The sequence below is a fragment of the Streptomyces dysideae genome (assembly GCF_001514305.1).
Classification (GTDB): Bacteria; Actinomycetota; Actinomycetes; order Streptomycetales; family Streptomycetaceae; genus Streptomyces; species Streptomyces dysideae.
Genome location: NZ_KQ949100.1, coordinates 129,018 through 150,511 on the forward strand (window position 1 = coordinate 129,018; position 21,494 = coordinate 150,511).

At 71.4% G+C, this 21,494-nt stretch carries 22 protein-coding genes; 10 read left to right on the forward strand and 12 right to left on the reverse strand.

The genetic code is table 11. The features are described from left to right. Positions 1-160: 160 nt before the first annotated feature. Genes AQJ91_RS32840 through AQJ91_RS32850 form a run of 3 tightly spaced genes read left to right on the forward strand, consistent with a single transcriptional unit; the run spans position 161 to position 3,219 of the window. Positions 161-1,459: a magnesium transporter MgtE N-terminal domain-containing protein gene (locus tag AQJ91_RS32840; protein WP_067028862.1), complete on the forward strand. Its 1,299-nt coding sequence runs from the start codon at positions 161-163 to the stop codon at positions 1,457-1,459. Further along, positions 1,449-2,042: a DUF1003 domain-containing protein gene (locus tag AQJ91_RS32845; protein ID WP_067028864.1), complete on the forward strand. Its 594-nt coding sequence runs from the start codon at positions 1,449-1,451 to the stop codon at positions 2,040-2,042. Before AQJ91_RS32840 ends, AQJ91_RS32845 begins: the two co-directional genes overlap by 11 nt. A gap of 43 nt (positions 2,043-2,085) precedes the next feature. Continuing rightward, entirely contained in the window at positions 2,086-3,219 is a 1,134-nt protein-coding gene (locus AQJ91_RS32850) for an Mrp/NBP35 family ATP-binding protein (protein WP_067028866.1), read from the forward strand. 77 nt (positions 3,220-3,296) lie between these two features. Here AQJ91_RS32850 and AQJ91_RS32855 read toward each other — a convergent pair whose 3' ends face one another. The 5 genes from AQJ91_RS32855 to sigE all read right to left on the reverse strand — a co-directional run bounded on the left by AQJ91_RS32855 (position 3,297) and on the right by sigE (position 9,476). Further along, on the reverse strand, positions 3,297-3,953 hold the full coding sequence (locus AQJ91_RS32855) for a hypothetical protein (RefSeq protein ID WP_067028868.1): 657 nt from the start codon (positions 3,951-3,953) through the stop codon (positions 3,297-3,299). A 227-nt stretch (positions 3,954-4,180) separates the two neighbouring features. Next, positions 4,181-4,675: a sec-independent translocase gene (locus AQJ91_RS32860; protein ID WP_067028870.1), complete on the reverse strand. Its 495-nt coding sequence runs from the start codon at positions 4,673-4,675 to the stop codon at positions 4,181-4,183. A 217-nt stretch (positions 4,676-4,892) separates the two neighbouring features. Continuing rightward, positions 4,893-6,467, reverse strand: coding sequence for a S1C family serine protease (locus tag AQJ91_RS32865; RefSeq protein ID WP_407696958.1), 1,575 nt, complete (start codon positions 6,465-6,467; stop codon positions 4,893-4,895). 1,273 nt (positions 6,468-7,740) lie between these two features. Continuing rightward, positions 7,741-8,709, reverse strand: coding sequence for an anti-sigma factor family protein (locus AQJ91_RS32870; RefSeq protein ID WP_067028872.1), 969 nt, complete (start codon positions 8,707-8,709; stop codon positions 7,741-7,743). Further along, complete coding sequence (gene sigE, locus AQJ91_RS32875; RefSeq protein WP_234383174.1) at positions 8,706-9,476, reverse strand: RNA polymerase sigma factor SigE; 771 nt, start codon at positions 9,474-9,476, stop codon at positions 8,706-8,708. Before sigE ends, AQJ91_RS32870 begins: the two co-directional genes overlap by 4 nt. 163 nt (positions 9,477-9,639) lie before the next feature. Between sigE and AQJ91_RS32880 the strand changes: the two genes are divergently transcribed. Further along, complete coding sequence (locus AQJ91_RS32880) at positions 9,640-10,338, forward strand: O-methyltransferase (protein ID WP_079085382.1); 699 nt, start codon at positions 9,640-9,642, stop codon at positions 10,336-10,338. Between the two features lie 127 nt (positions 10,339-10,465). On the opposite strand, the gene AQJ91_RS50420 is transcribed toward AQJ91_RS32880, so the two are convergent. After that, positions 10,466-10,633 carry a DUF3117 domain-containing protein gene (locus tag AQJ91_RS50420; RefSeq protein WP_003966491.1) on the reverse strand — a complete coding sequence of 56 codons (168 nt, stop codon included), beginning with the start codon at positions 10,631-10,633 and terminating at the stop codon, positions 10,466-10,468. 339 nt (positions 10,634-10,972) lie between these two features. Between AQJ91_RS50420 and chcB the strand changes: the two genes are divergently transcribed. Beyond that, complete coding sequence (gene chcB / locus AQJ91_RS32885; RefSeq protein ID WP_067028878.1) at positions 10,973-11,776, forward strand: 2-cyclohexenylcarbonyl CoA isomerase; 804 nt, start codon at positions 10,973-10,975, stop codon at positions 11,774-11,776. Positions 11,777-11,856: 80 nt separating this feature from the next. Here chcB and AQJ91_RS32890 read toward each other — a convergent pair whose 3' ends face one another. Both AQJ91_RS32890 and AQJ91_RS32895 read right to left on the reverse strand, forming a co-directional pair. After that, positions 11,857-12,438 (reverse strand): DNA-3-methyladenine glycosylase I, encoded by a 582-nt coding sequence (locus AQJ91_RS32890; protein WP_067028880.1) that lies wholly within the window; start codon positions 12,436-12,438, stop codon positions 11,857-11,859. Next, on the reverse strand, positions 12,435-12,782 hold the full coding sequence (locus AQJ91_RS32895; protein WP_067028882.1) for a DivIVA domain-containing protein: 348 nt from the start codon (positions 12,780-12,782) through the stop codon (positions 12,435-12,437). Before AQJ91_RS32895 ends, AQJ91_RS32890 begins: the two co-directional genes overlap by 4 nt. 184 nt (positions 12,783-12,966) lie before the next feature. Between AQJ91_RS32895 and folP the strand changes: the two genes are divergently transcribed. Next, positions 12,967-13,827, forward strand: a complete 861-nt coding sequence (gene folP / locus AQJ91_RS32900; protein ID WP_067028884.1) for a dihydropteroate synthase — start codon at positions 12,967-12,969, stop codon at positions 13,825-13,827. A gap of 164 nt (positions 13,828-13,991) precedes the next feature. On the opposite strand, the gene AQJ91_RS32905 is transcribed toward folP, so the two are convergent. After that, entirely contained in the window at positions 13,992-14,750 is a 759-nt protein-coding gene (locus tag AQJ91_RS32905; protein ID WP_067028886.1) for an LOG family protein, read from the reverse strand. Positions 14,751-14,864: 114 nt separating this feature from the next. Further along, positions 14,865-15,944 carry a succinyl-diaminopimelate desuccinylase gene (gene dapE / locus AQJ91_RS32910; protein WP_067028932.1) on the reverse strand — a complete coding sequence of 360 codons (1,080 nt, stop codon included), beginning with the start codon at positions 15,942-15,944 and terminating at the stop codon, positions 14,865-14,867. Positions 15,945-16,038: 94 nt separating this feature from the next. On the opposite strand from dapE, the gene AQJ91_RS32915 reads away from it, so the two are divergent. Both AQJ91_RS32915 and AQJ91_RS32920 read left to right on the forward strand, forming a co-directional pair. Next, the gene (locus AQJ91_RS32915) at positions 16,039-17,001 is read left to right on the forward strand and encodes a VldE C-terminal domain-containing protein (protein WP_079085384.1); all 963 of its coding nucleotides are present in this window, start codon (positions 16,039-16,041) and stop codon (positions 16,999-17,001) included. 278 nt (positions 17,002-17,279) lie between these two features. Beyond that, positions 17,280-17,813 (forward strand): ATP-binding protein, encoded by a 534-nt coding sequence (locus AQJ91_RS32920; protein ID WP_067028890.1) that lies wholly within the window; start codon positions 17,280-17,282, stop codon positions 17,811-17,813. A 70-nt stretch (positions 17,814-17,883) separates the two neighbouring features. Here the strand turns inward: AQJ91_RS32920 and AQJ91_RS32925 are convergent, their stop codons facing one another. Together AQJ91_RS32925 and fdxA are read right to left on the reverse strand one after the other, a co-directional pair. Continuing rightward, positions 17,884-18,975 carry a bifunctional succinyldiaminopimelate transaminase/glutamate-prephenate aminotransferase gene (locus tag AQJ91_RS32925; protein WP_067028892.1) on the reverse strand — a complete coding sequence of 364 codons (1,092 nt, stop codon included), beginning with the start codon at positions 18,973-18,975 and terminating at the stop codon, positions 17,884-17,886. A gap of 129 nt (positions 18,976-19,104) precedes the next feature. Next, positions 19,105-19,422: a ferredoxin gene (gene fdxA / locus AQJ91_RS32930; protein ID WP_010047804.1), complete on the reverse strand. Its 318-nt coding sequence runs from the start codon at positions 19,420-19,422 to the stop codon at positions 19,105-19,107. A 140-nt stretch (positions 19,423-19,562) separates the two neighbouring features. On the opposite strand from fdxA, the gene AQJ91_RS32935 reads away from it, so the two are divergent. Then, positions 19,563-20,576, forward strand: coding sequence for a GNAT family N-acetyltransferase (locus AQJ91_RS32935; protein WP_067028894.1), 1,014 nt, complete (start codon positions 19,563-19,565; stop codon positions 20,574-20,576). A 29-nt stretch (positions 20,577-20,605) separates the two neighbouring features. Then, positions 20,606-21,457 carry a transglutaminase-like and tetratricopeptide repeat-containing protein gene (locus AQJ91_RS32940; RefSeq protein WP_067028896.1) on the forward strand — a complete coding sequence of 284 codons (852 nt, stop codon included), beginning with the start codon at positions 20,606-20,608 and terminating at the stop codon, positions 21,455-21,457. The last annotated feature ends 37 nt before the right edge of the window (positions 21,458-21,494 follow it).

Below are 21,494 nucleotides of genomic sequence, written 5' to 3' on the forward strand. Positions count from 1 at the left end.
CCCGCCCGGCGGAGCCAGTCCGTCCGGACCGCCCACCAGGGCGGATCCGATCGGGACGGGCTAGCCTGAAGCGCACTGAGCGGGCAATTCGGATAAGCGGCACACCAGTAGCCGCACGAACGATCTGCATGAACGGTCTGTACGCAAAGGAGGCGCAGCCATGCCAGCCGGCGCCCCCCGGATCTTCGTCTCCCACCTCTCCGGCGTCGCCGCCTTCGATCCGAACGGCGACCAGGTGGGGCGCGTCCGCGATCTGGTCGTCATGCTGCGCGTCGGGAGAAAACCTCCCCGGCTGCTCGGCCTGGTCGTCGAACTGGCCACCCGGCGCCGTATGTTCCTGCCCATGACCCGCGTGACCAGCATCGAGTCCGGTCAGGTCATCACCACCGGCGTGCTCAACGTCCGCCGTTTCGAGCAGCGGCCCACCGAGCGGCTGGTCTTCGGCGAGCTGCTGGACCGGCGGGTCACACTCGTCGAGACCGGCGAGGAAGTGACCGTACTCGACCTGTCGGTGCGGCAGTTGCCGGCCCGCCGGGACTGGGAGATCGACCGGGTGTTCGTCCGGAAGGGCAAGAAGGGCGGCGCCTTCCGGCGCAGCAAGGGCGAGTCGCTGACCGTCGAGTGGTCCGGCGTCACCGGCTTCTCCCTGGAGGAGCAGGGGCAGGGCGCCGAGAGCCTGCTGGCCACCTTCGAGCAACTGCGCCCGGCCGACCTGGCGAACGTCCTGCACCACCTCTCCCCCAAGCGGCGCGCCGAGGTCGCCGCCGCCCTCGACGACGACCGCCTGGCCGACGTACTGGAAGAGCTCCCGGAGGACGACCAGATCGAGATCCTCGGCAAGCTGAAGGAGGAGCGGGCCGCCGACGTCCTGGAGGCCATGGACCCGGACGACGCGGCCGACCTGCTCGCCGAGCTGCCCGAGGAGGACAAGGAACGGCTGCTGAGCCTGATGGAGCCCGCCGACGCGGCCGACATGCGGCGCCTGATGTCGTACGAGGAGCACACGGCGGGCGGTCTGATGACGACGGAGCCGATCGTCCTGCGCCCCGACGCCACGGTCGCCGACGCCCTCGCCCGCGTCCGCAACGCCGACCTCTCCCCCGCCCTGGCAGCCCAGGTCTACGTCTGCCGCCCGCCGGACGAGACCCCGACCGGCAAGTACCTCGGCACGGTCCACTTCCAGCGGTTGCTGCGCGACCCGCCGTACACCCTGGTCAGCTCGCTCGTCGACGACGACCTGCAGGCCCTGGCGCCGGACGCTGCGCTGCCCGTCGTCGCCGGGTTCTTCGCGGCGTACGACATGGTCGCGGCGCCCGTCGTCGACGAGTCGGGGTCGCTGCTGGGCGCGGTGACCGTGGACGACGTCCTCGACCACATGCTGCCCGAGGACTGGCGGGAGACGGAGTTCCACCTGGACGAGGAGGAAGGGGCCCAGGGGGTGACCGCCCATGGCACCTGAGCGCGAGACCACCGGCACCCGCGGGCGCGTGGCGTCCGGCGCCACGGCCGCCACTCGGACCCGCATCCCCCGCCTCGACCAGCCGCGCCCGCCCCGCCGCAGGATCCTGCCCGAATACGACCCGGAGGCCTTCGGACGGCTGTCGGAGCGGATCGCCCGCTTCATCGGCACCGGGCGGTTCCTCGTCGGGATGACGGTCGTCATCGTCGTGTGGCTGCTGTGGAACATCTTCGCGCCGCGCGACCTGCGCTTCGACAACTACCCCTTCATCTTCCTGACCCTGATGCTCTCGCTCCAGGCCTCCTACGCCGCCCCGCTGATCCTCCTCGCACAGAACCGGCAGGACGACCGCGACCGGGTCAACCTCGAACAGGACCGCAAGCAGAACGAGCGGTCGATCGCCGACACCGAGTACCTGACCCGCGAGATCGCCGCCCTGCGCATCGGCCTCGGCGAGGTCGCCACCCGGGACTGGATCCGCTCGGAACTGCAGGACGTCATGAAGGAACTGGACGAGCACGGCAACGGCCGGGTCGTATTCCCGGCAGAACGGTCGTCGGGGCGTGACGTAGACGACCGGTGACGGGCTTTCCAGGGGCACCGTACGGCGCCGTACCATCGTCCTTATGGCTACGGAAGACGCGGTGCGCGAAGCACTGGCGACGGTGAACGACCCCGAGATCAACCGCCCCATCACCGAACTGGGGATGGTCAAGTCGGTGGAGATCGGTGCGGACGGAGCGGTCGCGGTCACCGTGTACCTGACGGTCTCCGGCTGCCCCATGCGCGAGACGATCACGCAGCGTGTGACGGAGGCGGTCTCCCGGGTCGACGGCGTGACCGGCGTCGACGTCACGCTCGACGTGATGAGCGACGAGCAGCGCAAGGAGCTGGCGAACGCCCTGCGCGGCGGCACCGCCGAGCGCGAGGTCCCGTTCGCGAAACCGGGCTCGCTCACCCGCGTGTACGCGGTGGCGTCCGGCAAGGGCGGCGTCGGCAAGTCGTCGGTGACGGTGAACCTGGCGGCGGCGATGGCGGCGGACGGCCTGAAGGTCGGTGTCGTGGACGCCGACATCTACGGCCACAGCGTGCCGCGCATGCTGGGCGCCGACGGGCGTCCCACCCAGGTCGAGAACATGATCATGCCGCCGTCGGCGAACGGCGTGAAGGTCATCTCCATCGGCATGTTCACGCCCGGCAACGCCCCGGTCGTCTGGCGCGGCCCGATGCTCCACCGCGCGCTCCAGCAGTTCCTGGCGGACGTGTACTGGGGCGATCTGGACGTCCTGCTCCTGGACCTCCCGCCCGGCACGGGCGACATCGCCATCTCGGTCGCCCAGCTGGTTCCGAACGCCGAGATCCTGGTCGTGACGACGCCTCAGCAGGCGGCCGCCGAGGTGGCCGAGCGGGCGGGCTCCATCGCGGTCCAGACGCACCAGAAGATCGTCGGCGTGGTGGAGAACATGTCCGGCCTCCCGTGCCCGCACTGCGGCGAGATGGTCGACGTCTTCGGCACGGGCGGCGGCCAGTCGGTCGCCGACGGCCTCACCCGCACGACCGGCGCCAACGTCCCGGTCCTCGGCAACATCCCCATCGACGTCCGCCTCCGCGAGGGCGGCGACGAGGGCAAGCCGGTGGTCCTGACCGACCCGGACTCACCGGCGGGGTCGGCGCTGCGGGCCATCGCGGGCAAGCTGGGCGGACGCCAGCGGGGCCTGTCGGGCATGTCGCTGGGGATCACGCCGCGCAACAAGTTCTGAGTCCCGTACGAGGAGGGGGCGCCGTCTGATCCGACGGCGCCCCCTTCTCGTCCTCTCCCGTACTGTCGTACGACCGCCTACGCGTAGGCGGAGATGTCCTTGATCATGGCGAAGCCGAGACCGTACGCGCTCATGCCTCTCCCGTACGCCCCCACATGCACCCCTTCCTGAGTCGACCCGGCCAGCACCCAGCCGAACTCGGACTCCCGGTAGTGGAAGGGCGTGGGCACGCCGTCCACGGGAAGGGACAGCGTCGACCAGGCCGGCCCGGCGAGGTCGTCCGCGAGGGCCCACGCCGTCTCCGTCTGCTGGTCCAGCCAGTCGTCCCGCAGGGAGTGGTCCATCTGCCCGGGCCAGGTGAAGGACAGCAGCCCCACACCGGCGAGCCAGGCCGCCGAGGACACCGACGTGGCCTCCAGCAGCCCCGTACCGTCGGCGCTCCGCCGGGACGGATTCGCCGCGACGGTCACCGCCACCGCGAACTTCTCCTTGTCCTCCGTACCTTCGTGGCGTACGGAGGGCCCGTCACCGTGCCCGATCGAACCGTGCTCGACGGCCCCGTCGGCCGCCGTACCGACCTGCATCAGCCAGCGCGGCCCCGTGAAGGCCTCATCGAGGCCGTACCACGGGAAGGGCGCCAGCAGGTAGCCGTCGACCGTGCGCCGGGCGGAGGGGACCTGTTGTTCGCCCTCCGTGGCCGGCGCCTGTGCGACTGCCCTACTCGTCGTCTCCATGTGCCCGGACGCCTCCTTGCTCTCGCCGGACCGGTCCGGCCCGCCCCCCTTCGGGCGGCGTTACTCGTTTGAGTACGGTCCGCACAACAACTCGGCAGCATAGCCACACCGCCCCGAGCAGCAGGGAAACCGCCCGGCGCACGGGGTGCGCGGGCGCCGGGTTCAGGCCGTACGCGCCCCGGGCGGAGTATGAAACGCGTCACGTGCGGGACGCGCCGAGTACCGGATCAGGTGGCGTCCGCGTCGAAGGGCGGGCGGTCCTCGCGGGGGCTCTCGGGCTTCTTCGTCATGTCGACGGTGCCCTTCGTCATGTCGACGGTGCCGCCGGAGGAACCCGACGATGACGATGACGATGACGACGCCGATGACGCCGCGGCCGACGAGGAGGACGATTCCGAGTCACGGCCATGGACGGCGTCCGTGACCTCGGCCATCTCCTTCTTCATGTCGAAGCCGTTGCGGATCTCCTTGAGCCCCAGGTCGTCGTTGTCCAGCTGCTTGCGGATGAACGTCTTGGGGTTGAGGTCCTCGAAGTCGAAGTCCTTGAACTCCGGGCCCAGTTCCGACCGGATGTCCTGCTTGGCGCTCTCCGAGAACTCGCGGATCTTACGGATCGTCCGCGTGACGTCCTGGATGACCTTCGGGAGCTTTTCCGGACCGAATACGAGCACGGCGAGGACGACGAGCGTCACCACCTCGAGCGGTCCTATGTCATTGAACACCTGAAGCTCCTTGCGATGTCCTCGGTCCTCGGCCCTCGGTGGTCAGTGCGGTCTTCCGTGGTCCGGGCCGGGTCCACGGTACCCGGCGTTCCCCTGCGACCGGTACTGTCCCGAGGCCTCCGAATGTGGGTGAGCGTGCGGTTTTCCGGGTTGTTTGCCTTGTCAGGCCCTCTGTGGAGCGGGTGCGGGGGCTTGTGCTGTGAGGTTCCTGTGGGTCTCAGCGATTGCTTGATGAGCCGAGGACCAGCGAGATCTCGACCTCCTTGCCACCTCGCTCAAGGGTCAGTTCGAGCCGGTCACCGGGCCGGTGGGCGCGGGTCTTGACGATGAGTTCCTCGCCGGAGTGGATGCGCTGGCCGTCGACCTCGGTGATGACGTCGCCGGCCTTGATGCCGGCCTTGTCGCCGGGGCCGCCCGTGGTGACGGCGGGGCCGCCGTCGTTGCCCTTGGCCCCGACGCGGGCGCCGTCGCCGGTGTAGTCCATGTCGAGGGTGACGCCGATGACCGGATGGGTCGCCTTGCCGGTGTTGATCAGTTCCTCGGCGACGCGCTTGGCCTGGTTGACGGGGATGGCGAAGCCGAGCCCTATGGAGCCGGACTGGCCGCTGTCCAGGTCGGAGCCGCTGTCGGCGGAGCGGATGGCGGAGTTGATGCCGATGACACGGGCCTTGGCGTCGAGGAGGGGTCCGCCGGAGTTGCCGGGGTTGATGGGAGCGTCGGTCTGCAGAGCATCCACATACGACACGTCACTCCCGTCGCCCCTCTCGCCGCCGGCCGTGATGGGCCGCTCCTTGGCGCTGATGATGCCGGAGGTGACGGTGCCCTCCAGGTCGAAGGGGGCGCCGATGGCGACGACGGGGTCGCCGACCTGGACGTTGTCGGAGTTGCCGAGGGGCAGGGGCGTGAGCCCGCTGACGTTCCCGACCTTGACGACGGCGAGGTCGTAGCCGCTGTCCCGGCCGACGACGGTGGCCTTGGCGGTGTCGCCGCTGTGGAACGTCACCGATATCTCGCCGTCGGAACCGGCGGGTTCGACGACGTGGTTGTTGGTGAGGATGTGCCCCAGACCGTCGAGCACGAACCCGGTGCCGGTGCCCTGCTCCTCGGAGCCGGTGACATGCAGGGTGACGACACTGGGCAGGGCCTTGGCGGCGATCCCTGCGACACTGTCGGGCGCCCGCCCGACGTCCTCATTCCCGGCCTGCGGCAGCTCTACGTCCCCCACCCCGCCGTTGCGCTCGAGATAGGCCCCCACGACCCCGCCGACGCCCCCGGAGGCGAGCGCGAGCAGCAGAGCCCCGACGATCAGCCCCTTCCTGACCCGCTTACGCCGCTGCTCCTTGCTGGCGACCGCGGCACCGTTCTGCTGGAGGGGGGCGGTGTGGATCGGGGCCCAGGGGTCGTAGTTCTGCCAGGGGTTGAGGGCGGGGGATGGGGCGGCTTCGGCGTAGGCGTAGGCGGGCGACGGGGTTGCGGGGTGCGGGGCGGGGGCGCCGTGGGTCTGGGGCGGTGGCGGGGTCTGGGGGTCGGGGGCGGGGGTGCCGTGCGCCGGAGTGGCTCCCTGGATGGGGGTGCCGTGCGCAGGGGCGGTTCCCGGGGTGGGGGCGCCTTGTGCGGGAGCAGTTCCCTGGGCAGGCGTGCCGTTCGCGGGGGCGGCCCCCTGGATGGGGGTGCCCTGCGCCGGGGTGGCCGTGGGGGCAGGCGTCCCGTGCGTCGGGACGTGCATGCCGGGCGCGGCAGCGGGTGCCTGGCCCGGCGTTCCGTGGCCCGAGGAGGGTGCTGGACTCGGCATGGCGTGCGTCGAGGCCGGTGCCGGAGCTGGCGTGCCCTGCGCCGTGGTCGATGCCAGACCCGGCATCACGTGAGGCGAGGTCTGAGCCTGGCCCGGCGTCACGTGGCCCGAGGAGGGTACCGGACTCGGCATGGCGTGCGTCGAGGCCGGTGCCGGAGCCGGCGTGCCCTGCGCCGTGGTCGATGCCAGACCCGGCATCACGTGAGGCGAGGTCTGAGCCTGGCCCGGCGTCACGTGGGCGTGAGCCGGTGGCTGGCCGGGCGTCCCGTGTGTCGGAGGCGCCATCGGCATCGCCGTGCCCTGCGCCGGCGTGGCCGCTGGGTGCTGGACCGGCGGAGCGGGGGCCCAGGGGCCCGGTTCGCCGTACGGCGGGGTGCTGTAGGGATCGGGGTCGTGCAGGGGCCTGGGGCGCTCCTCCGGGGCCGCGGCGGCCACGGGGGCGGTACCCGTCGGCGGAACGGCCGAGGGCGCGGCAGCGGGCCGCTCCAGCTCGAAGTCGCCCTCAGTGTCCGTATCACCCACGACGCTGGACTCGACCACCGCCCGAATCTCGCCCGAACGACCGGCGCCGCCCTCGGGAGCGAGCTCAAAGTCACCCTCGCCACCCCCGGCACGCGACTCGTCCGCCATCCGCACCTCACCCGAGCCACCGGAGCCGTCCCCCGGCCTCTCACCCCCCACGCCCTGCGGCGGCCTCAACTCGAAGTCCCCGCCCGTATCACCACCGACGCTCCGCTCCCCGGCGCCCGCCGTCCCAGCACCCGGCGGCACCACATCGGCAGCCCCGGCACGACCCAGCAGCGCCTCAGCCGAAGCCCCTGCGCGCCCCGGCTCGACTTCCACCGAAGCTCCAGCGTGGCCCGGCTCTACTGCCGCCAGAGTCCCAGCGTGACCCGGCTCCGCCTCCACCGAAGTCTCAGCCCCGCCCGGCACCACGTCCGCCGATGCCCCGGCGCGCCCGGGCGCCACGCCCACCGGGGCACCAGCCCCAGCCCCACCCGGCACAGCCTCAGAAGCCTCTGTCTGCCCTTGTGCCCCCTCGGGCACCTCCTCCGGCGTCGTGGAAACGGACTCTCCCCGGACCGGAGGCCCCTGTGGGCGAGGTCGGCTCCACCATTTCGCCTTCGTGGGCTTCCCCTCGTTCATGCTCTCCCCACAGCTGGCCGCGGCACGGCACCTCATCGACGCCGCGCCCGGTCACCCCTGTCCTGGCCCCGGAGCGCGGCCCATCCCTGGATTCAACCAGGTTCCCGGGCCGCCGCGCAGAGGCCGGTCAGTGGCCGGTGGGGGAGGACGAGGTCGCGTCGGAGACGGGGGCGGAGAGCAGACCGGGGGTCGTCGTGATCTCGGGGGCCGTGGACCACGACGTCAGCGCCAGCGGCGGGGCCGCGCTGAGCGGACGTATCAGCGGGGACATGGCGGCCGCGCCGGCCACCACGGGTGCCGTGAGCGTGTGCAGGTCCTCGGCGGCGGTCCGGGCGTCCGCTCCCGGGAGCAGCGGTGCCGACACCTCCGTCGGCGCCACCGGGGTGTCACCGAGCGCCGTCTGGCCCTGGCCCTGCGCGAGCAGGGGACCGACCCCGCGCCGGCGCTGGTTCTCCGGCGCCGTCGCCGCACCCGCGCCCTGGGTGCGGGCCGGCGTCACATTGCTGCCGCCGGAGCCGCCGCGCGCGTCCGTGTCGGTCGGCACGCTCGTGGTGACGCCGCCCAGCGCGATCGCGGCCAGCGACACCGCCCCGGCCGCGACGAACGCGAACCGCATCCCACGGGAGGACGACCGGTCGGCGTCATGACGGCCCACGGGATGGATGCGGAAGCCGCCACGGTCCGGAGCGGGAAGCACCCCGGCGTGCGACGGGGACGACGGGACGTAGCCGAACTCGAAGCGGTCGCCCCGCTTCATGCCGAAGACCCCCGCGGTACCGGACCGTCCGGAGAGGGCTCCGAAGCCCCCTCCGTCCAGCGGCGGGCCGCCGCCGTCCAGGTCACCTCCCCCGGGGAGACCTTGGAGGCGGGCCAGGAAGCTCTCGGAAGGGGGCGGCGGCGCCGCCTCCGCGAAGACGTTCTTCAGTCGGCGCTGCTCGTCGGCCTCCGCCTTGCACTTGGCGCAGGTGGCCAGGTGGGCGAGGACCCGCTCGCGCGTCTCATGACCCAACTCTCCGTCGACCAGGGCGGAGAGACGGTCTCCCAGGTGCTGCTCTGCCAGGTGCCCCTTGGCAGGTTGGGGCCGTGATCCACTCACGCGGTCGCGCCCCCTCCCCCCAGTGCGGGCACGCGGGCCACGAAGGAGCGGCGCTCGGCGCGCGCCTCCGGCGAGCGGTGCGCGAGAGCCTTGCGCAGCTGGGAGCGGCCGCGGTGAATACGGGACCGGACCGTGCCGAGCTTGACACCGAGGGTCGCGGCGATCTCCTCGTACGACAGTCCTTCGATGTCGCACAGGACGACCGCGGCGCGGAACTCGGGTGCCAGGGTGTCGAGGGCCTGCTGGACGTCCGCGTCGAAGTGGGCGTCGTTGAAGACCTGCTGGGGCGACGGCTCGCGGCTGGGCAGGCGCTCGGCCGCGTCCTCACCGAGGGCGTCGAAGCGGATGCGCTGCTTGCGGCGGACCATGTCCAGGAAGAGGTTGGTCGTGATGCGGTGCAGCCAGCCCTCGAAGGTCCCCGGCGTGTACGTCGACAAGGAGCGGAAGACGCGGACGAAGACCTCCTGCGTGAGGTCCTCGGCGTCGTGCTGGTTGCCGGTGAGGCGGTACGCCAGGCGGTAGACGCGGCCACTGTGCGTGCTGACGATCTCCTCCCACGTGGGCGGAGTCCACGCCTGCCCGTCCGCGTCGGTGGAGAAGGTCGCGGTCTGGGCGTAGCCATGGGCGTGGCTGTGGTCAGCGGTGTCGTTCACGGATTTCGGCCTGCCTGCCGACCCGAGAAAGCGCCGCAGCGCTCCGCCCCGGTCTACAGGCGCAGCCGCACCTCCCCTGTCAGCTCTGGTGGTGTCCAGTGGAGCCCCTACCATAGCCACCTCGCCCGTTAGCTCCGGATAAGCGGTTTTACGAGAATTTGATCTGGGCTGATACGGCTGGTGCGCCTGCGTCAGCACTTGCTCGCTGCCCTGCTCGTCATCGTGATCCAACTGTGTCCCCCCGCCCTGCTTCCCACCCCTCTAAACGCCCGGTCCCATCTGCGGGTTCCCGTCGGCAACGGATACAGTCACGCCCAGGCAACCACGGGGACAGGAGAGGGTCATTACCGGCAACCGGCAGACGAGCTGGGCGTTCGCCGACGCCTATGTCGCCGAGGACGAAACGCTGCGCTGGGCCCGTGACCGGGCCCGTGAGGCGGGGCTGCGCTCGGTCTCGCCCGGCACGGGCGCGGCGCTGCGGTTGCTCGCCGCCACCGTGGACGCGAAGGCGGTCGCCGAGATCGGCACAGGCTGCGGTGTCTCCGGGATCCATCTTCTGCACGGCATGCGCCCGGACGGGGTGCTGACCACGGTCGACCCCGAGCCGGAGCACCAGCAGTTCGCCCGCCAGGCCTTCCGCGCCTGCGGCTTCGCCAGCAACCGGGCCCGCTTCATCCCGGGCCGCGCCCTGGACGTCCTGCCCCGGCTCGCGGACGCCGGCTACGACCTCGTGTTCTGCGACGGCGACCGGCTCGAGTTCCTGGATTATCTCGCTGAATCGTTGCGCCTGCTGCGTCCGGGTGGCCTGGTGGTCTTCGAGGGTGTCTTCGCCAACGGCCGGACGGTCGACTCGGGCCCGCAGCCCACGGAGGTCCTGCGGCTGCGGGAGCTGCTGCGCGCTGTGCGCGAGAGCCAGGAACTGGTGCCGTCGCTGCTGCCGGTCGGCGATGGGCTGCTGTGCGCCGTAAAGCGCTGACCTCGTCCGATGCGGATGCCGATGCCAGTTCCGATGCCGTACGGGACGGACGTACCGCCGGGAAAAGAGCTGCCCCGGCATCATGTGCGATGCCGGGGCAACTGAAAGGGTAAGGGTCGCTTCCGCGTCAGCCGACGACCTTCTTGAGGGCGTCACCGAGCGCGTCGGCCTCGTCAGGGGTCAGCTCGACGACGAGCCGACCGCCGCCTTCGAGCGGAACGCGCATGACAATGCCCCGCCCCTCCTTGGTCACCTCGAGCGGGCCATCGCCCGTCCGCGGCTTCATGGCCGCCATGCTCGTTCCCCTTCCTGAAACCAGCTCATCGCCAAAGCCGACGGCCCTGGAGGGCACGCGCGTCCTGGCATGGCCACGCGACACCGGCATCGAACACATTGCTTCCAAGCCATTATCCCGCATCTCAGGACCCGATGACCAACATCAGTCGGCATCGCTTGGGCAACGCGCGCGAGCAAAACCACTCAATTCGGCGATGTGACTGCGATACTGCGCGGCCGCACGCGCTTCCGCCGAACGGAAACGGACCGGAATTCTTTGACGCAGGTCACACGTCCGGTCCGACGATCTCCGTCATGCTGTCCTCAGACATGAGCCGCCACACCGGAGGGGACACACATGGCCGACACCGTGCTCTACGAGGTGAGCGACGGGCTCGCGACGATCACGCTGAACCGCCCCGAGGCGATGAACGCGCTGAACATCGAGGCCAAGGTCGCTCTGCGGGAGGCAGTGCGGTCGGCGGCGGGCGACGACGCCGTACGGGCCGTGCTGCTGACCGCGGCCGGGGACCGGGCGTTCTGTGTGGGGCAGGACCTGAAGGAACACATCGGGCTGCTGGCGGCGGACCGGGAGGCCGGGTCGGGGCAGACCATGAGCACCGTGCGGGAGCATTACAACCCGATCGTGCGGGCGCTGACGGAGATGCCGAAGCCGGTGGTGGCCGGGGTGAACGGTGTCGCGGCGGGGGCGGGGTTCGGGTTCGCGCTGGCTGCGGATCACCGGGTGGTGGCCGACACGGCTGCCTTCAACACGTCCTTCGCGGGGGTCGCCCTGACTGCGGACTCCGGTATCTCGTGGACGCTGCCGCGGGTCGTGGGGCCGGGGCGGGCGGCCGACCTGTTGCTCTTCCCGCGGAGTGTCAAGGCGCAGGAGGCGTACGAGCTGGGGATCGCCAACCGTTTGGTGCCGGCCGCTGAGCTGCGGGCCGAGGCCGAGAAGACGGCGCGGGCGCTGGCTGAGGGGCCGACGGTGGCGTATGGGGCGATCAAGGAGGCGGTGGCTTATGGGCTGTCGCACTCGTTGGCCGAGACGCTGGAGAAGGAGGACGAGCTGCAGACTCGGGCGGGGTCTTCTGAGGACCATGCGATCGCTGTGCAGGCCTTTGTGAACAAGGAGAAGCCGAAGTATTTGGGGCGGTGACTCGCCATCGCGGGGTGCGGGTGCGCTGTGGCTGGTCGCGCCCTCGCGGCGGAGCCGCACATTGATACAGCCCCGCGCGCCTAAGGCTCGCTTCTCGCGACGCACGTTTCCAAGTGGTCGTCGACCAGTCCGCACGCCTGCATCAGGGCGTACGCCGTCGTTGGGCCCACAAATCGCAGGCCCCGCTTCTTCAGGGCCTTTGACAGGGCCGTCGACTCCGGGGTGACCGCCGGGACGTCGCCGAGGGTCTTCGGGGCCGGGCCGGGAGTCGGCGCGTGGGACCAGATCAGGTCGTCCAGGTCGCCCGGCGCCCAGTCGGCCAGCACGCGCGCGTTGGCCAGCGTCGCGTCGATCTTGGCTCGGTTGCGGATGATGCCGGGGTCGGTGAGGAGGCGGTCGCGGTCGGTGTCGGTGAAGGTGGCGACCGCGGCGATCTCGAAGCCGGCGAAGGCGGTGCGGAAGCCCGGGCGGCGGCGCAGGATCGTGATCCAGGACAGGCCGGACTGGAAGGCCTCCAGGCTGAGGCGTTCGTAGAGCGCGTCGTCGCCGTGGACCGGGCGGCCCCACTCCTCGTCGTGGTACGCCACGTAGTCCTCGGTGGACAGGGCCCAGGGGCAGCGCAGGGCGCCGTCCGGGCCGGCGAGGGCGGTGCCGTCGCTCACTGCTGCTCCTCCTGGGCGGGCTTCTCCATGGAGACGTGGGCCGTGGCCTGGGCGCCGGCCAGCGCGGACTCCAGCTCGGAGATACGTGCGTCGCGCTCGGCGAGCTCGGCGGCGAGGCGGGTGAGGGCGTCGTCGACATCGGCCATGCGGTAACCGCGGGCGGCGAGCGGGAAGCGGAGGCTGTCGACGTCCGCGCGGTTGACCGGGCGGTCCAGCGGCAGCGGGTCGTGCAGGCGCTCGGGCGCGGCCTCGGGCAGCGGGCCGTCGCCCTCGCCGCCGCCCACCACGGCGAGCGTCACCGCGGCGACCACGACGGCGAGCGCCACGACGAGGAACAGGAACATAACCATCGCTGAGGGCCCCCACGGTCGGTGGTGTCGATGTCGGTCGACGCCGGTCCGCGGCTCGCCACGGTCGTCGACGTCGAATGTGTCAGGGTCCGATCGTGCCATGCGACGCCGACAGTTAGGGTCGCAGGCGGCCGAGGAACCGGTCGTAGCCAGGTCGTACTAGGAGAGGTCACAGGGGATGCTCAGGCTGGGCAGGCGCGCATTCGAGGCGCACGAGCCGGTGATCATGGCGATCGTGAACCGGACCCCGGACTCCTTCTACGACCAGGGTGCGACGTTCCGCGACGAGCCCGCCCTCGCGCGCGTGGAGCAGGCGGTGGCCGAAGGGGCGGCCATCGTCGACATCGGCGGGGTCAAGGCCGGGCCGGGCGAAGAGGTGACCGCCGAGGAGGAGGCGCGGCGGACGGTCGGGTTCGTGGCCGAGGTGCGGCGGCGTTTTCCCGATGTCGTGATCAGCGTGGACACCTGGCGGGCGGATGTCGGCGAGGCGGTCTGCGAGGCGGGTGCCGATGTGCTGAACGACGCGTGGGGCGGGGTCGATCCGCGGCTGGCGGAGGTCGCGGCGCGGTACGGGGTGGGGCTGGTGTGTACGCACGCGGGTGGCTCCGAGCCGCGTACGCGTCCGCATCGGGTGACGTACGACGACGTCATGGCGGACATTCTGCGGGTGACCGTCGGGCTGGCCGAGCGGGCGGTGGCGCTGGGGGTGCCAAGGGAGTCGGTGATGATCGATCCCGGGCACGACTTCGGGAAGAACACGCGGCACAGTCTGGAGGCGACGCGGCGGCTGGGGGAGATGGTGGAGACGGGGTGGCCGGTGCTGGTGTCCCTGTCCAACAAGGACTTCGTCGGGGAGACGCTGGACAAGCCGGTGAAGGAACGGGTGGTGGGGACGTTGGCCACGACGGCGGTGTCGGCGTGGCTGGGGGCGCAGGTGTACCGGGTGCACGAGGTCGCGGAGACCCGGCAGGTCCTGGACATGGTGGCGTCGATCGCGGGCCACCGGATGCCGGCGGTGGCCCGGCGAGGGCTGGCGTAGGCCATTTCTCCCGACCGTAAACGGCTGGTGGGTGGGCAAAGGCCGGGGGTCCAGGGGGCGGAGCCCCCTGGCGGGGTGGGAGGGGCGGAGCCCCTGCGCGTCCCCACCCGCGCCGGGTGAGGTCCTGGCTCCGGGTACCCCGCGACCTCGGCCCGAGCCCCGCGCTAGCGGCCCGCCTCCTTCGACACCAACGCCACCGCCTCGTCCACGTCGTCCGTGACGTGGAACAGCAGCAGGTCGTGTTCCGAGGCCTTGCCCTGGGCGATGAGGGTGTTCTTGAGCCAGTCGACCAGGCCGCCCCAGTACTCCGTGCCGAAGAGGACGATGGGGAAGCGGGTCACCTTCTGGGTCTGGACCAGGGTGAGGGCCTCGAAGAGTTCGTCGAGGGTGCCGAGGCCGCCGGGCAGGACCACGAAGCCCTGCGCGTACTTCACGAACATCATCTTCCGGACGAAGAAGTAGCGGAAGTTGAGGCCGATGTCGACGTAGGGGTTGAGGCCCTGTTCGAAGGGGAGCTCGATGCCGAGGCCCACCGAGATGCCGTTCGCCTCGCAGGCGCCCTTGTTCGCCGCCTCCATCGCGCCGGGGCCGCCGCCCGTGATCACCGCGAAGCCCGCCTCGACCAGGCCGCGGCCGAGGCGGACGCCCGCCTCGTACTCGGGCGAGTCGACGGATGTGCGCGCCGAGCCGAACACGCTGATCGCGGCGGGGAGTTCGGCGAGTGTGCCGAAGCCCTCGATGAACTCCGACTGGATGCGCAGGACCCGCCAGGGATCCGTGTGGACCCAGTCCGACGGCCCGCCCGCGTCCAGCAGCCGCTGGTCGGTCGTGCTGGCCGTCACCTGGCCCCGCCTGCGGAGGACCGGTCCCAGACGCTGCTCCGACGGTGGCTGGTTCTTCCCCTCGGGGTTGCCGGTAGCCATGTGCGCTCCCTCCGTGTCGGGGTCTTTCCACCTCAGCGTAGATCTACGCGGGTTACGGACGAGGGACATGAGCATGTCCGCCATGAAGCGCCGTCAAGCACGCCTGGCGGAAACTCATGCCGTCAGCCAGGTCCGCAGCCGCTCCTCCCCCGCCAGGATCTTCGCCGTGTCCACGCGTTCGTCGCGCTTGTGTGCCAGGTGCGGGTTCCCGGGTCCGTAGTTGACCGCCGGGACGCCCAGGGAGGAGAACCGTGACACGTCCGTCCAGCCGTACTTGGGCTGCGGGGTGCCGCCCACCGCCTTGATGAACGCCGCTGCCGCCGGATGGGACAGCCCCGGCAGCGCCGCGCCGCTGTGGTCGTCCACCACGAACTCCGCCACCCCGCAGTCCGCGAACACCTCGCGCACATGGGCCAGCGCCTCCTCCTCCGAACGGTCCGGGGCGTAGCGGAAGTTGACCGTCACCACGCACGCGTCGGGGATGACGTTGCCCGCCACGCCGCCCGTGATCCCGACCGCGCTCAGGCCCTCGCGGTACTCCAGGCCGTCGATCACCGGGTAGCGCGGCTCGTACGCCGCCAGCTTCGCCAGGATCGGCGCCGCCGCGTGGATCGCGTTCGAGCCCATCCAGCTGCGCGCGGAGTGGGCGCGCTCGCCCTCCGTCTTCAGCAGCACCCTGAGCGTGCCCTGGCAGCCGCCCTCGACCTGGCCGTCCGACGGTTCCAGCAGCACCGCGAAGTCGCCCTCCAGCCACTCGGGGTGGGCTTCCGACACGTGCTTGAGACCGTTCAGGTCCGCGGCCACCTCTTCGTTGTCGTAGAAGACGAAGGTCAGGTCGCGGTTCGGGGCGGGAACCGTCTCCGCGATGCGCAGCTGGACCGCGACGCCCGCCTTCATGTCGCAGGTGCCGCAGCCCCACAGCACGCCGTCCTCGTCCAGCCGCGAGGGGACGTTGTCCGCGATCGGCACCGTGTCGATGTGCCCGGCGAGGATCACGCGCTCCGGGCGGCCCAGGTTCGTCCGGGCCACGACGTTGTTGCCGTACCGGTCGACGGTGAGGTGCGGCAGGGCGCGCAGGGCGGTCTCGATCGCGTCCGCGAGGGGCTTCTCCGTGCCGCTCTCCGAGGGGAAGTCGACGAGCTGCGCGGTGAGCCGGGCGGCGTCCAGCGTGAGGTCAAGAGGGGTGTCGGCCATGGTGTCGACCCTAACGCCCCGGGTCCGCCCGCCCGCCTTCCCCATCTTCACCATTCCTCCCATACTCCTCGGTAACCTCCGCTACCTTAGAGGCGTGCCAGAGCCGTCATCCACCCGCAAACGCCGTGGCCGCCTATTCCGTGCCGGGGCGGCCCTCGTGGTTCTCCTCGCCGTCGCGGGCTATCTCGTGGCGCAGTACGTCACCGGAGGCGCCGGCGCCCCGGGCTGCAAGGTCGTCTCGGGCGGCCGCGCCGGGGCGACGTACGAGTTCACGCCGGAGCAGGCGGTGAACGCGGCGACGATCGCCGCCGTGGGCACCGGACGCGGGCTGCCCGAGCGGGCCGTGACGATCGCGCTCGCCACCGCGCTCCAGGAGTCGGGTCTGCGCAACATCGAGCACGGCGACCGGGACTCCCTCGGCCTGTTCCAGCAGCGCCCCTCGCAGGGCTGGGGCACGGAGCAGGAGATCATGGACCCGGCCTACGCGGCGGACATCTTCTACGAGCACCTCGTCAAGGTCCCCGACTACACGCGACTCCCGCTCACCGACGCCGCACAGCGCGTGCAGCGCAGCGGCTTCCCGCAGGCGTACGCCAAGCACGAGCCGGACGCCACGCTGCTCGCCTCCGCGCTCACCGGCCGTTCGGCGGCCACCCTCACCTGCGAGGGACGCCGCGGCGCCACCCCGACCGCCGGCCCGGACGCCGTACGGGCCGCGCTGGTACGGGACTTCGGACAGGACGCGCTGCAGTCGGCCGCAGCCGAGGTGGGCGACAAGAAGGCGACACCGGCGCCGACGCCGTCGGTGAGCGCGGACGGGCGGGTCATGACGCTGCCCGTGACCGGCGACGGCGGCGGGCGCGGCCTCCGTGAACGCGGCTGGCAGCTGGCGCACTGGGCCGTGGCCAACGCCTCCGATCTGCACATCGCACGTGTCGCGTACGCCGGGCGGGTGTGGACCGCCGGGAACACGGACAGCCAGTGGCGTCCGGCCGACGCGCAGGGCACACAGGGCACACAGGGCACGGACTCGGTCCGCATCACGACTGCTCAGTAGTACGGACGCTCACTCTCAGGGGTTACGCGGGGCGTGCGCCGGCGGCGGCGTTCGCAGGTTTTCGCGAGGTCGGCCCCGTATCCGCCAAATACCTTGAGAGCAAAGGGCTGTAAGGATTCGGCAGACTTTCGGACCGGGCGCCGTTTGCCCGATTTTATCCGCAGCTGATAATGCGACGCATTGCCAACTCTTTGCATTGCGCCGCCGCAACCTTCGCGGTCTTCGAGCGGTAGTCACTGCGTCCGACCGGAGATCAACAAACCAGTCGAAGGAGCATCATGACCCTCCCCCTGACCCGCCGAATCGCCCGTGCCGCGCTGCTCGTCGCTGCGGGAGCGGCTGCCGGGGTCGGTGCGGCCGGCTCCGCCAGCGCGGCCCCCGACCTGCCGGCCACGCCGAACCTCGGCGGGCTGACCGCGCTGGACGGTGCGAACGTCGTCGACGGCGCGGCTCAGAAGACCACGGGGCTCGCGGGCGGCGCCGTCGACACGGCAGTCGACAAGGCGGTGCCGACCGCGGAAGAGACCGGCGAAACGGTGACCAGGACCGGCGGTGAGACCGTGAAGAAGGCGGTGCCGACCGCGGCCAAGACCGGCGGCACGGTGACCAAGACCGGCGGCAAAGTCGTGAAGAAGACGACGCCCGCGGCGCAGGAGACCGCTGGTGACGCGGCCGGCTCGGCCGGGGACGTCCTCGGTGAGACCACGTCCACGGCGACCGAGGGCGGCCTGCCGACGGACTCGCTCACCAAGGGCGGCGGCCTGCCGGAGGCGGGCTCCTTGCCGGTGCAGGGGCTGCCGCTGGGCGGCTGAGCGCCCCGCTTGAGCCGACGAAGGGGTCCAGGGTTGCTCCCTGGACCCCTTCCCTTCTCTCTGTCTGTACCTACAGGCGTTCTACGGCCGCCCGCACCCTCTCGTCCGTCGCCGTGAGCGCCACGCGTACGTGGTTCTCGCCCGCCTCGCCGTAGAAGTCGCCCGGGGCCACCAGGATGCCGAGCCCGGCCAGGTGGGCCACCGTGTCCCAGCAGGACTCGTCGCGGGTGGCCCAGAGGTAGAGGCTGGCCTCGCTGTGCTCGATGCGGAAGCCGTGCCCCAGCAGCGCCTCGCGCAGGGCGGTGCGGCGGGCCGCGTAGCGTTCGCGCTGTTCGCGGACGTGGACGTCGTCGCCGAGGGCCGCCACCACCGCCGCCTGTGTCGGCGCCGGCGTCATCATGCCGCCGTGCTTGCGGATCTCCAGGAGGGGGCCCAGGACCGCCGGGTCACCGGCCAGGAAGGCGGCGCGGTAGCCCGCGAGGTTGGAGCGTTTGGAGAGGGAGTGGACGGAGACGATGCCCTCGTACGAGCCGCCGTTCACGTCCGGATGGAGGACCGAGACCGGCTCCGCCTCCCAGCCCAGCTCCAGGTAGCACTCGTCGGAGAAGATCAGGATGCCGTGCTCGCGGGCCCAGGCCACGATCCGGGTCAGTTCGGCCTTCGAGAGGACCCTGCCGGTCGGGTTGGACGGGGAGTTCAGCCACAGGAGCTTCAGCCCCTCGGGGTCCAGCGTCGTCGGGTCGTCGTAGACCTCGTAGTCCGCGCGGGCCAGGCGGGCGCCGACCTCGTACGTCGGGTAGGCCAGGCGCGGGTACGCGACCTTGTCGCCGGGGCCGAGGCCGAGCTGGGTGGGGAGCCAGGCGACGAGTTCCTTGGAGCCGACGATCGGCAGGACGTGCCGGTGCGTGACGTCACGGGCGCCCAGCCGGCGTTCGACCCAGCCGGTGATCGCGTCGCGCAGCTCGGGCGTGCCCCACACGGTCGGATAGCCCGGCGAGTCGGCCGCGGCGACCAGCGCCTTCTGGATCAGCTCGGGGACCGGGTCGACCGGGGTGCCGACGGAGAGGTCGACGATGCCGCCGGGGTGCGCGGAAGCCGTCGCCTTGTAGGGCGCCAGCTTGTCCCAGGGGAAGGTGGGGAGACGGTCGGAGACTGCGGACACGGGTTCTGGCTCACTTTCTGGTCGTACGAGCCGTGTGTACGGCAAACGCCTCGGTCCCGTACGGCGATCTGGGGTGATCAGGCCGTACGGGACCGAGGCGGCGCGGATGCGGTCGCCCGCCGACCTTGGTCAGGCCTGCGGCGGCAACGCGGCGATGAAGGGGTGGTCCCGCTCGATCAGGCCCAGCTTGCTCGCACCGCCAGGGGAGCCGAGCTCGTCGAAGAACTCGACGTTCGCCTTGTAGTAGTCCTTCCACTCCTCCGGAGTGTCGTCCTCGTAGAAGATCGCCTCGACCGGGCAGACCGGCTCACAGGCACCACAGTCGACGCATTCGTCCGGGTGGATGTACAAGGACCTGGAGCCCTCGTAGATGCAGTCGACCGGGCACTCCTCGATGCACGCCTTGTCCTTGACGTCGACACAAGGCTGCGCGATGACGTAGGTCACGCTGTCGTTCCTCCTCGATAGGGCGCTGGCGGGCCTCCACAGGCTCCGCCGCCTGGCGCGCGGGAGCGCGGCGTCGTCGATGCCCGCCTCTAGTATCTCCGTTCCTGGCCATGATCCGAACAGGAGGGGTGAACTGACCTGTGGAAATCTCTGCGACGGGGCGCCTTGAGGTCCGTATCACCGCTGCTGACGTGGGCAAACGGGTCTCTGTGCGGACCTTGATCGGACATGCCGCTCCGGGTGAGAAGTTCACCGACACGGTGGGTGTTCTCGCATCGTGGGACAGTGGTGTGCTGCTGATCACACGGAAGAGTGGCGAGACCGTCCGGATTCCGGAGTCGTCGCTGGTCGCGGGCAAAGTGGTGCCGGCCGCTCCGGCCCGTCGGCGCGGCCCCGCCGCCTCGTACGAGGAGCTGGCGCACGTCTCCTCGCGCGCGTGGCGGCCGGTGGAGAGCGAGCGGCTCGGCGACTGGGAGCTGCGGGCCGCGTCCGGGTTCACCCGGCGGGCCAACTCGGTGCTGCCGCTCGGCGACCCGGGCCGACCGCTCGACGAGGCCCTGTCCGCCGTACGGCGGTGGTACGGCGACCGCGGGCTGCCCGCGTACATCCAGACCGCCACCGGCGCCGCGGGCACGCAGGAGCTGCTGTGCGCGGAGCTGGAGCGGCGCGGATGGGTACGCGAGGTGACCGCCGAGCTGTGGACCGGCGCACTGGCGCCCCTCGCCGACCGGGCCGAGGCGTCCGGGGTGCTGCTCTCACGGGCGGCGGACGAGGCCTGGCTCGCCCGGTATCAGCGCAGGGGGGTGAGCGAGGTGGCCCTGCGGGTGCTGGGGAGCGGGCCCTCGGTGTGGTTCGCGACGGTGCCCGGAGAGGGCGGTGCCGCGCCCGCCGCCATCGGGCGGTGCGTGGTGGACGGGCGGTGGGCCGGGTTCGCCGCGGTCGAGGTCGATCCGGCGCTGCGGCGGCGCGGGCTGGCCGGTGCGGTGATGGCCGCGCTGGCCCGGCGGGCACTGGACGAGGGGGCGTCGGCGGCCTGGCTGCAGGTCGAGACGGACAACACGGCCGCGCGGGCTCTGTACGCCGGTATGGGATTCGCCGCGCACCACGCGTACCACCACTGCCGTGAGCCGGTCGCCTCCGGCGGTTCGCGGTAGCGATCGCTGTGAAAGGGCACGAGCCAGCTATGCGTCCCCCCTATCCGCCCCCGCCCGAACGTTCCGCCGAGCTGCGGCGGCGGTTCGCCGAGGAAGCGCGGTCCGAGCGGCCCGATCTGTCCATGCTGTGTCTGCTGGTGGGGGCCGAGGCGGACGGGGCGCTGGACGAGGCGGGCATGGACGCGGCCCAGATCGAACTGGACCGGCTGGCGGGACAGCTGCCGTTCCGTCCCGGTGGGCCGCGGTCTTGGGCGGTGGTGCTGCGGGAGCTGCTCGGGGAGCGGTGCGGGTTTCGCGGCTCCGCCGCGGACTATCAGCGCGTCGAGTCGTCGCTGCTGCATCAGGTTCTGGTGCGGCGTCGGGGGCTGCCGATCCTGTTGTCCGTGGTGTGGATGGAGGTGGCTCGGCGGGCGGGGGCTCCGGTGTACGGGGTGGCTCTGCCGGGGCACTTCGTGGTGGGCTTCGGGCCGCCTGACGAGCAGGTGCTGGCCGATCCGTTCGACGGGGGGCGGGTGCTGACCGGGGGCGATGCGGAGATGTTGGTGGCGGGGGCCACGGGGGCGGCGTTGCATCCGTCGATGTTGTCGCCCGCTGATCCGTTGGATGTGGTGCTGCGGATCTTGAACAATGTGCGGGCTTGGGCTGCGGCTCGGCCCGAGCGGACGGATGTTGCGTTGTGGGCGGTGGAGCTGTCGCTGTTGTTGCCTTCGCATCCGGCTCGGTTGCGGTATGAGTGGGCGCAGTTGCTGGTGCAGCGGGGGGATTTTCTCCGGGGGGCGGACGAGCTTGAGGCGTATGCCGATGTGGTGGCCGCGGTGGATGAGGCTGCGGCTGAGCGGGTGCGGAGGCAGGCCGCCGCTGCGAGGGCCATGTTGAACTGATGGGGCGCCTGCCGGTTCGTTGTGGCTGGTCGCGCCC

Bases quoted from the DNA above. Each gene is read 5' to 3' on its own strand.
- AQJ91_RS32840 (WP_067028862.1), top strand. From the start codon at position 161: ATGCCAGCCGGCGCCCCCCGGATCTTCGTCTCCCACCTCTCCGGCGTC.
- AQJ91_RS32845 (WP_067028864.1), top strand. From the start codon at position 1,449: ATGGCACCTGAGCGCGAGACCACCGGCACCCGCGGGCGCGTGGCGTCC.
- AQJ91_RS32850 (WP_067028866.1), top strand. From the start codon at position 2,086: ATGGCTACGGAAGACGCGGTGCGCGAAGCACTGGCGACGGTGAACGAC.
- AQJ91_RS32855 (WP_067028868.1), bottom strand. From the start codon at position 3,953: ATGGAGACGACGAGTAGGGCAGTCGCACAGGCGCCGGCCACGGAGGGC.
- AQJ91_RS32865 (WP_407696958.1), bottom strand. From the start codon at position 6,467: ATGCCGAGTCCAGCACCCTCCTCGGGCCACGGAACGCCGGGCCAGGCA.
- sigE (WP_234383174.1), bottom strand. From the start codon at position 9,476: ATGGTAGGGGCTCCACTGGACACCACCAGAGCTGACAGGGGAGGTGCG.
- AQJ91_RS50420 (WP_003966491.1), bottom strand. From the start codon at position 10,633: ATGGCGGCCATGAAGCCGCGGACGGGCGATGGCCCGCTCGAGGTGACC.
- chcB (WP_067028878.1), top strand. From the start codon at position 10,973: ATGGCCGACACCGTGCTCTACGAGGTGAGCGACGGGCTCGCGACGATC.
- AQJ91_RS32895 (WP_067028882.1), bottom strand. From the start codon at position 12,782: ATGTTCCTGTTCCTCGTCGTGGCGCTCGCCGTCGTGGTCGCCGCGGTG.
- folP (WP_067028884.1), top strand. From the start codon at position 12,967: ATGCTCAGGCTGGGCAGGCGCGCATTCGAGGCGCACGAGCCGGTGATC.
- AQJ91_RS32905 (WP_067028886.1), bottom strand. From the start codon at position 14,750: ATGGCTACCGGCAACCCCGAGGGGAAGAACCAGCCACCGTCGGAGCAG.
- dapE (WP_067028932.1), bottom strand. From the start codon at position 15,944: ATGGCCGACACCCCTCTTGACCTCACGCTGGACGCCGCCCGGCTCACC.
- AQJ91_RS32920 (WP_067028890.1), top strand. From the start codon at position 17,280: ATGACCCTCCCCCTGACCCGCCGAATCGCCCGTGCCGCGCTGCTCGTC.
- AQJ91_RS32940 (WP_067028896.1), top strand. From the start codon at position 20,606: ATGCGTCCCCCCTATCCGCCCCCGCCCGAACGTTCCGCCGAGCTGCGG.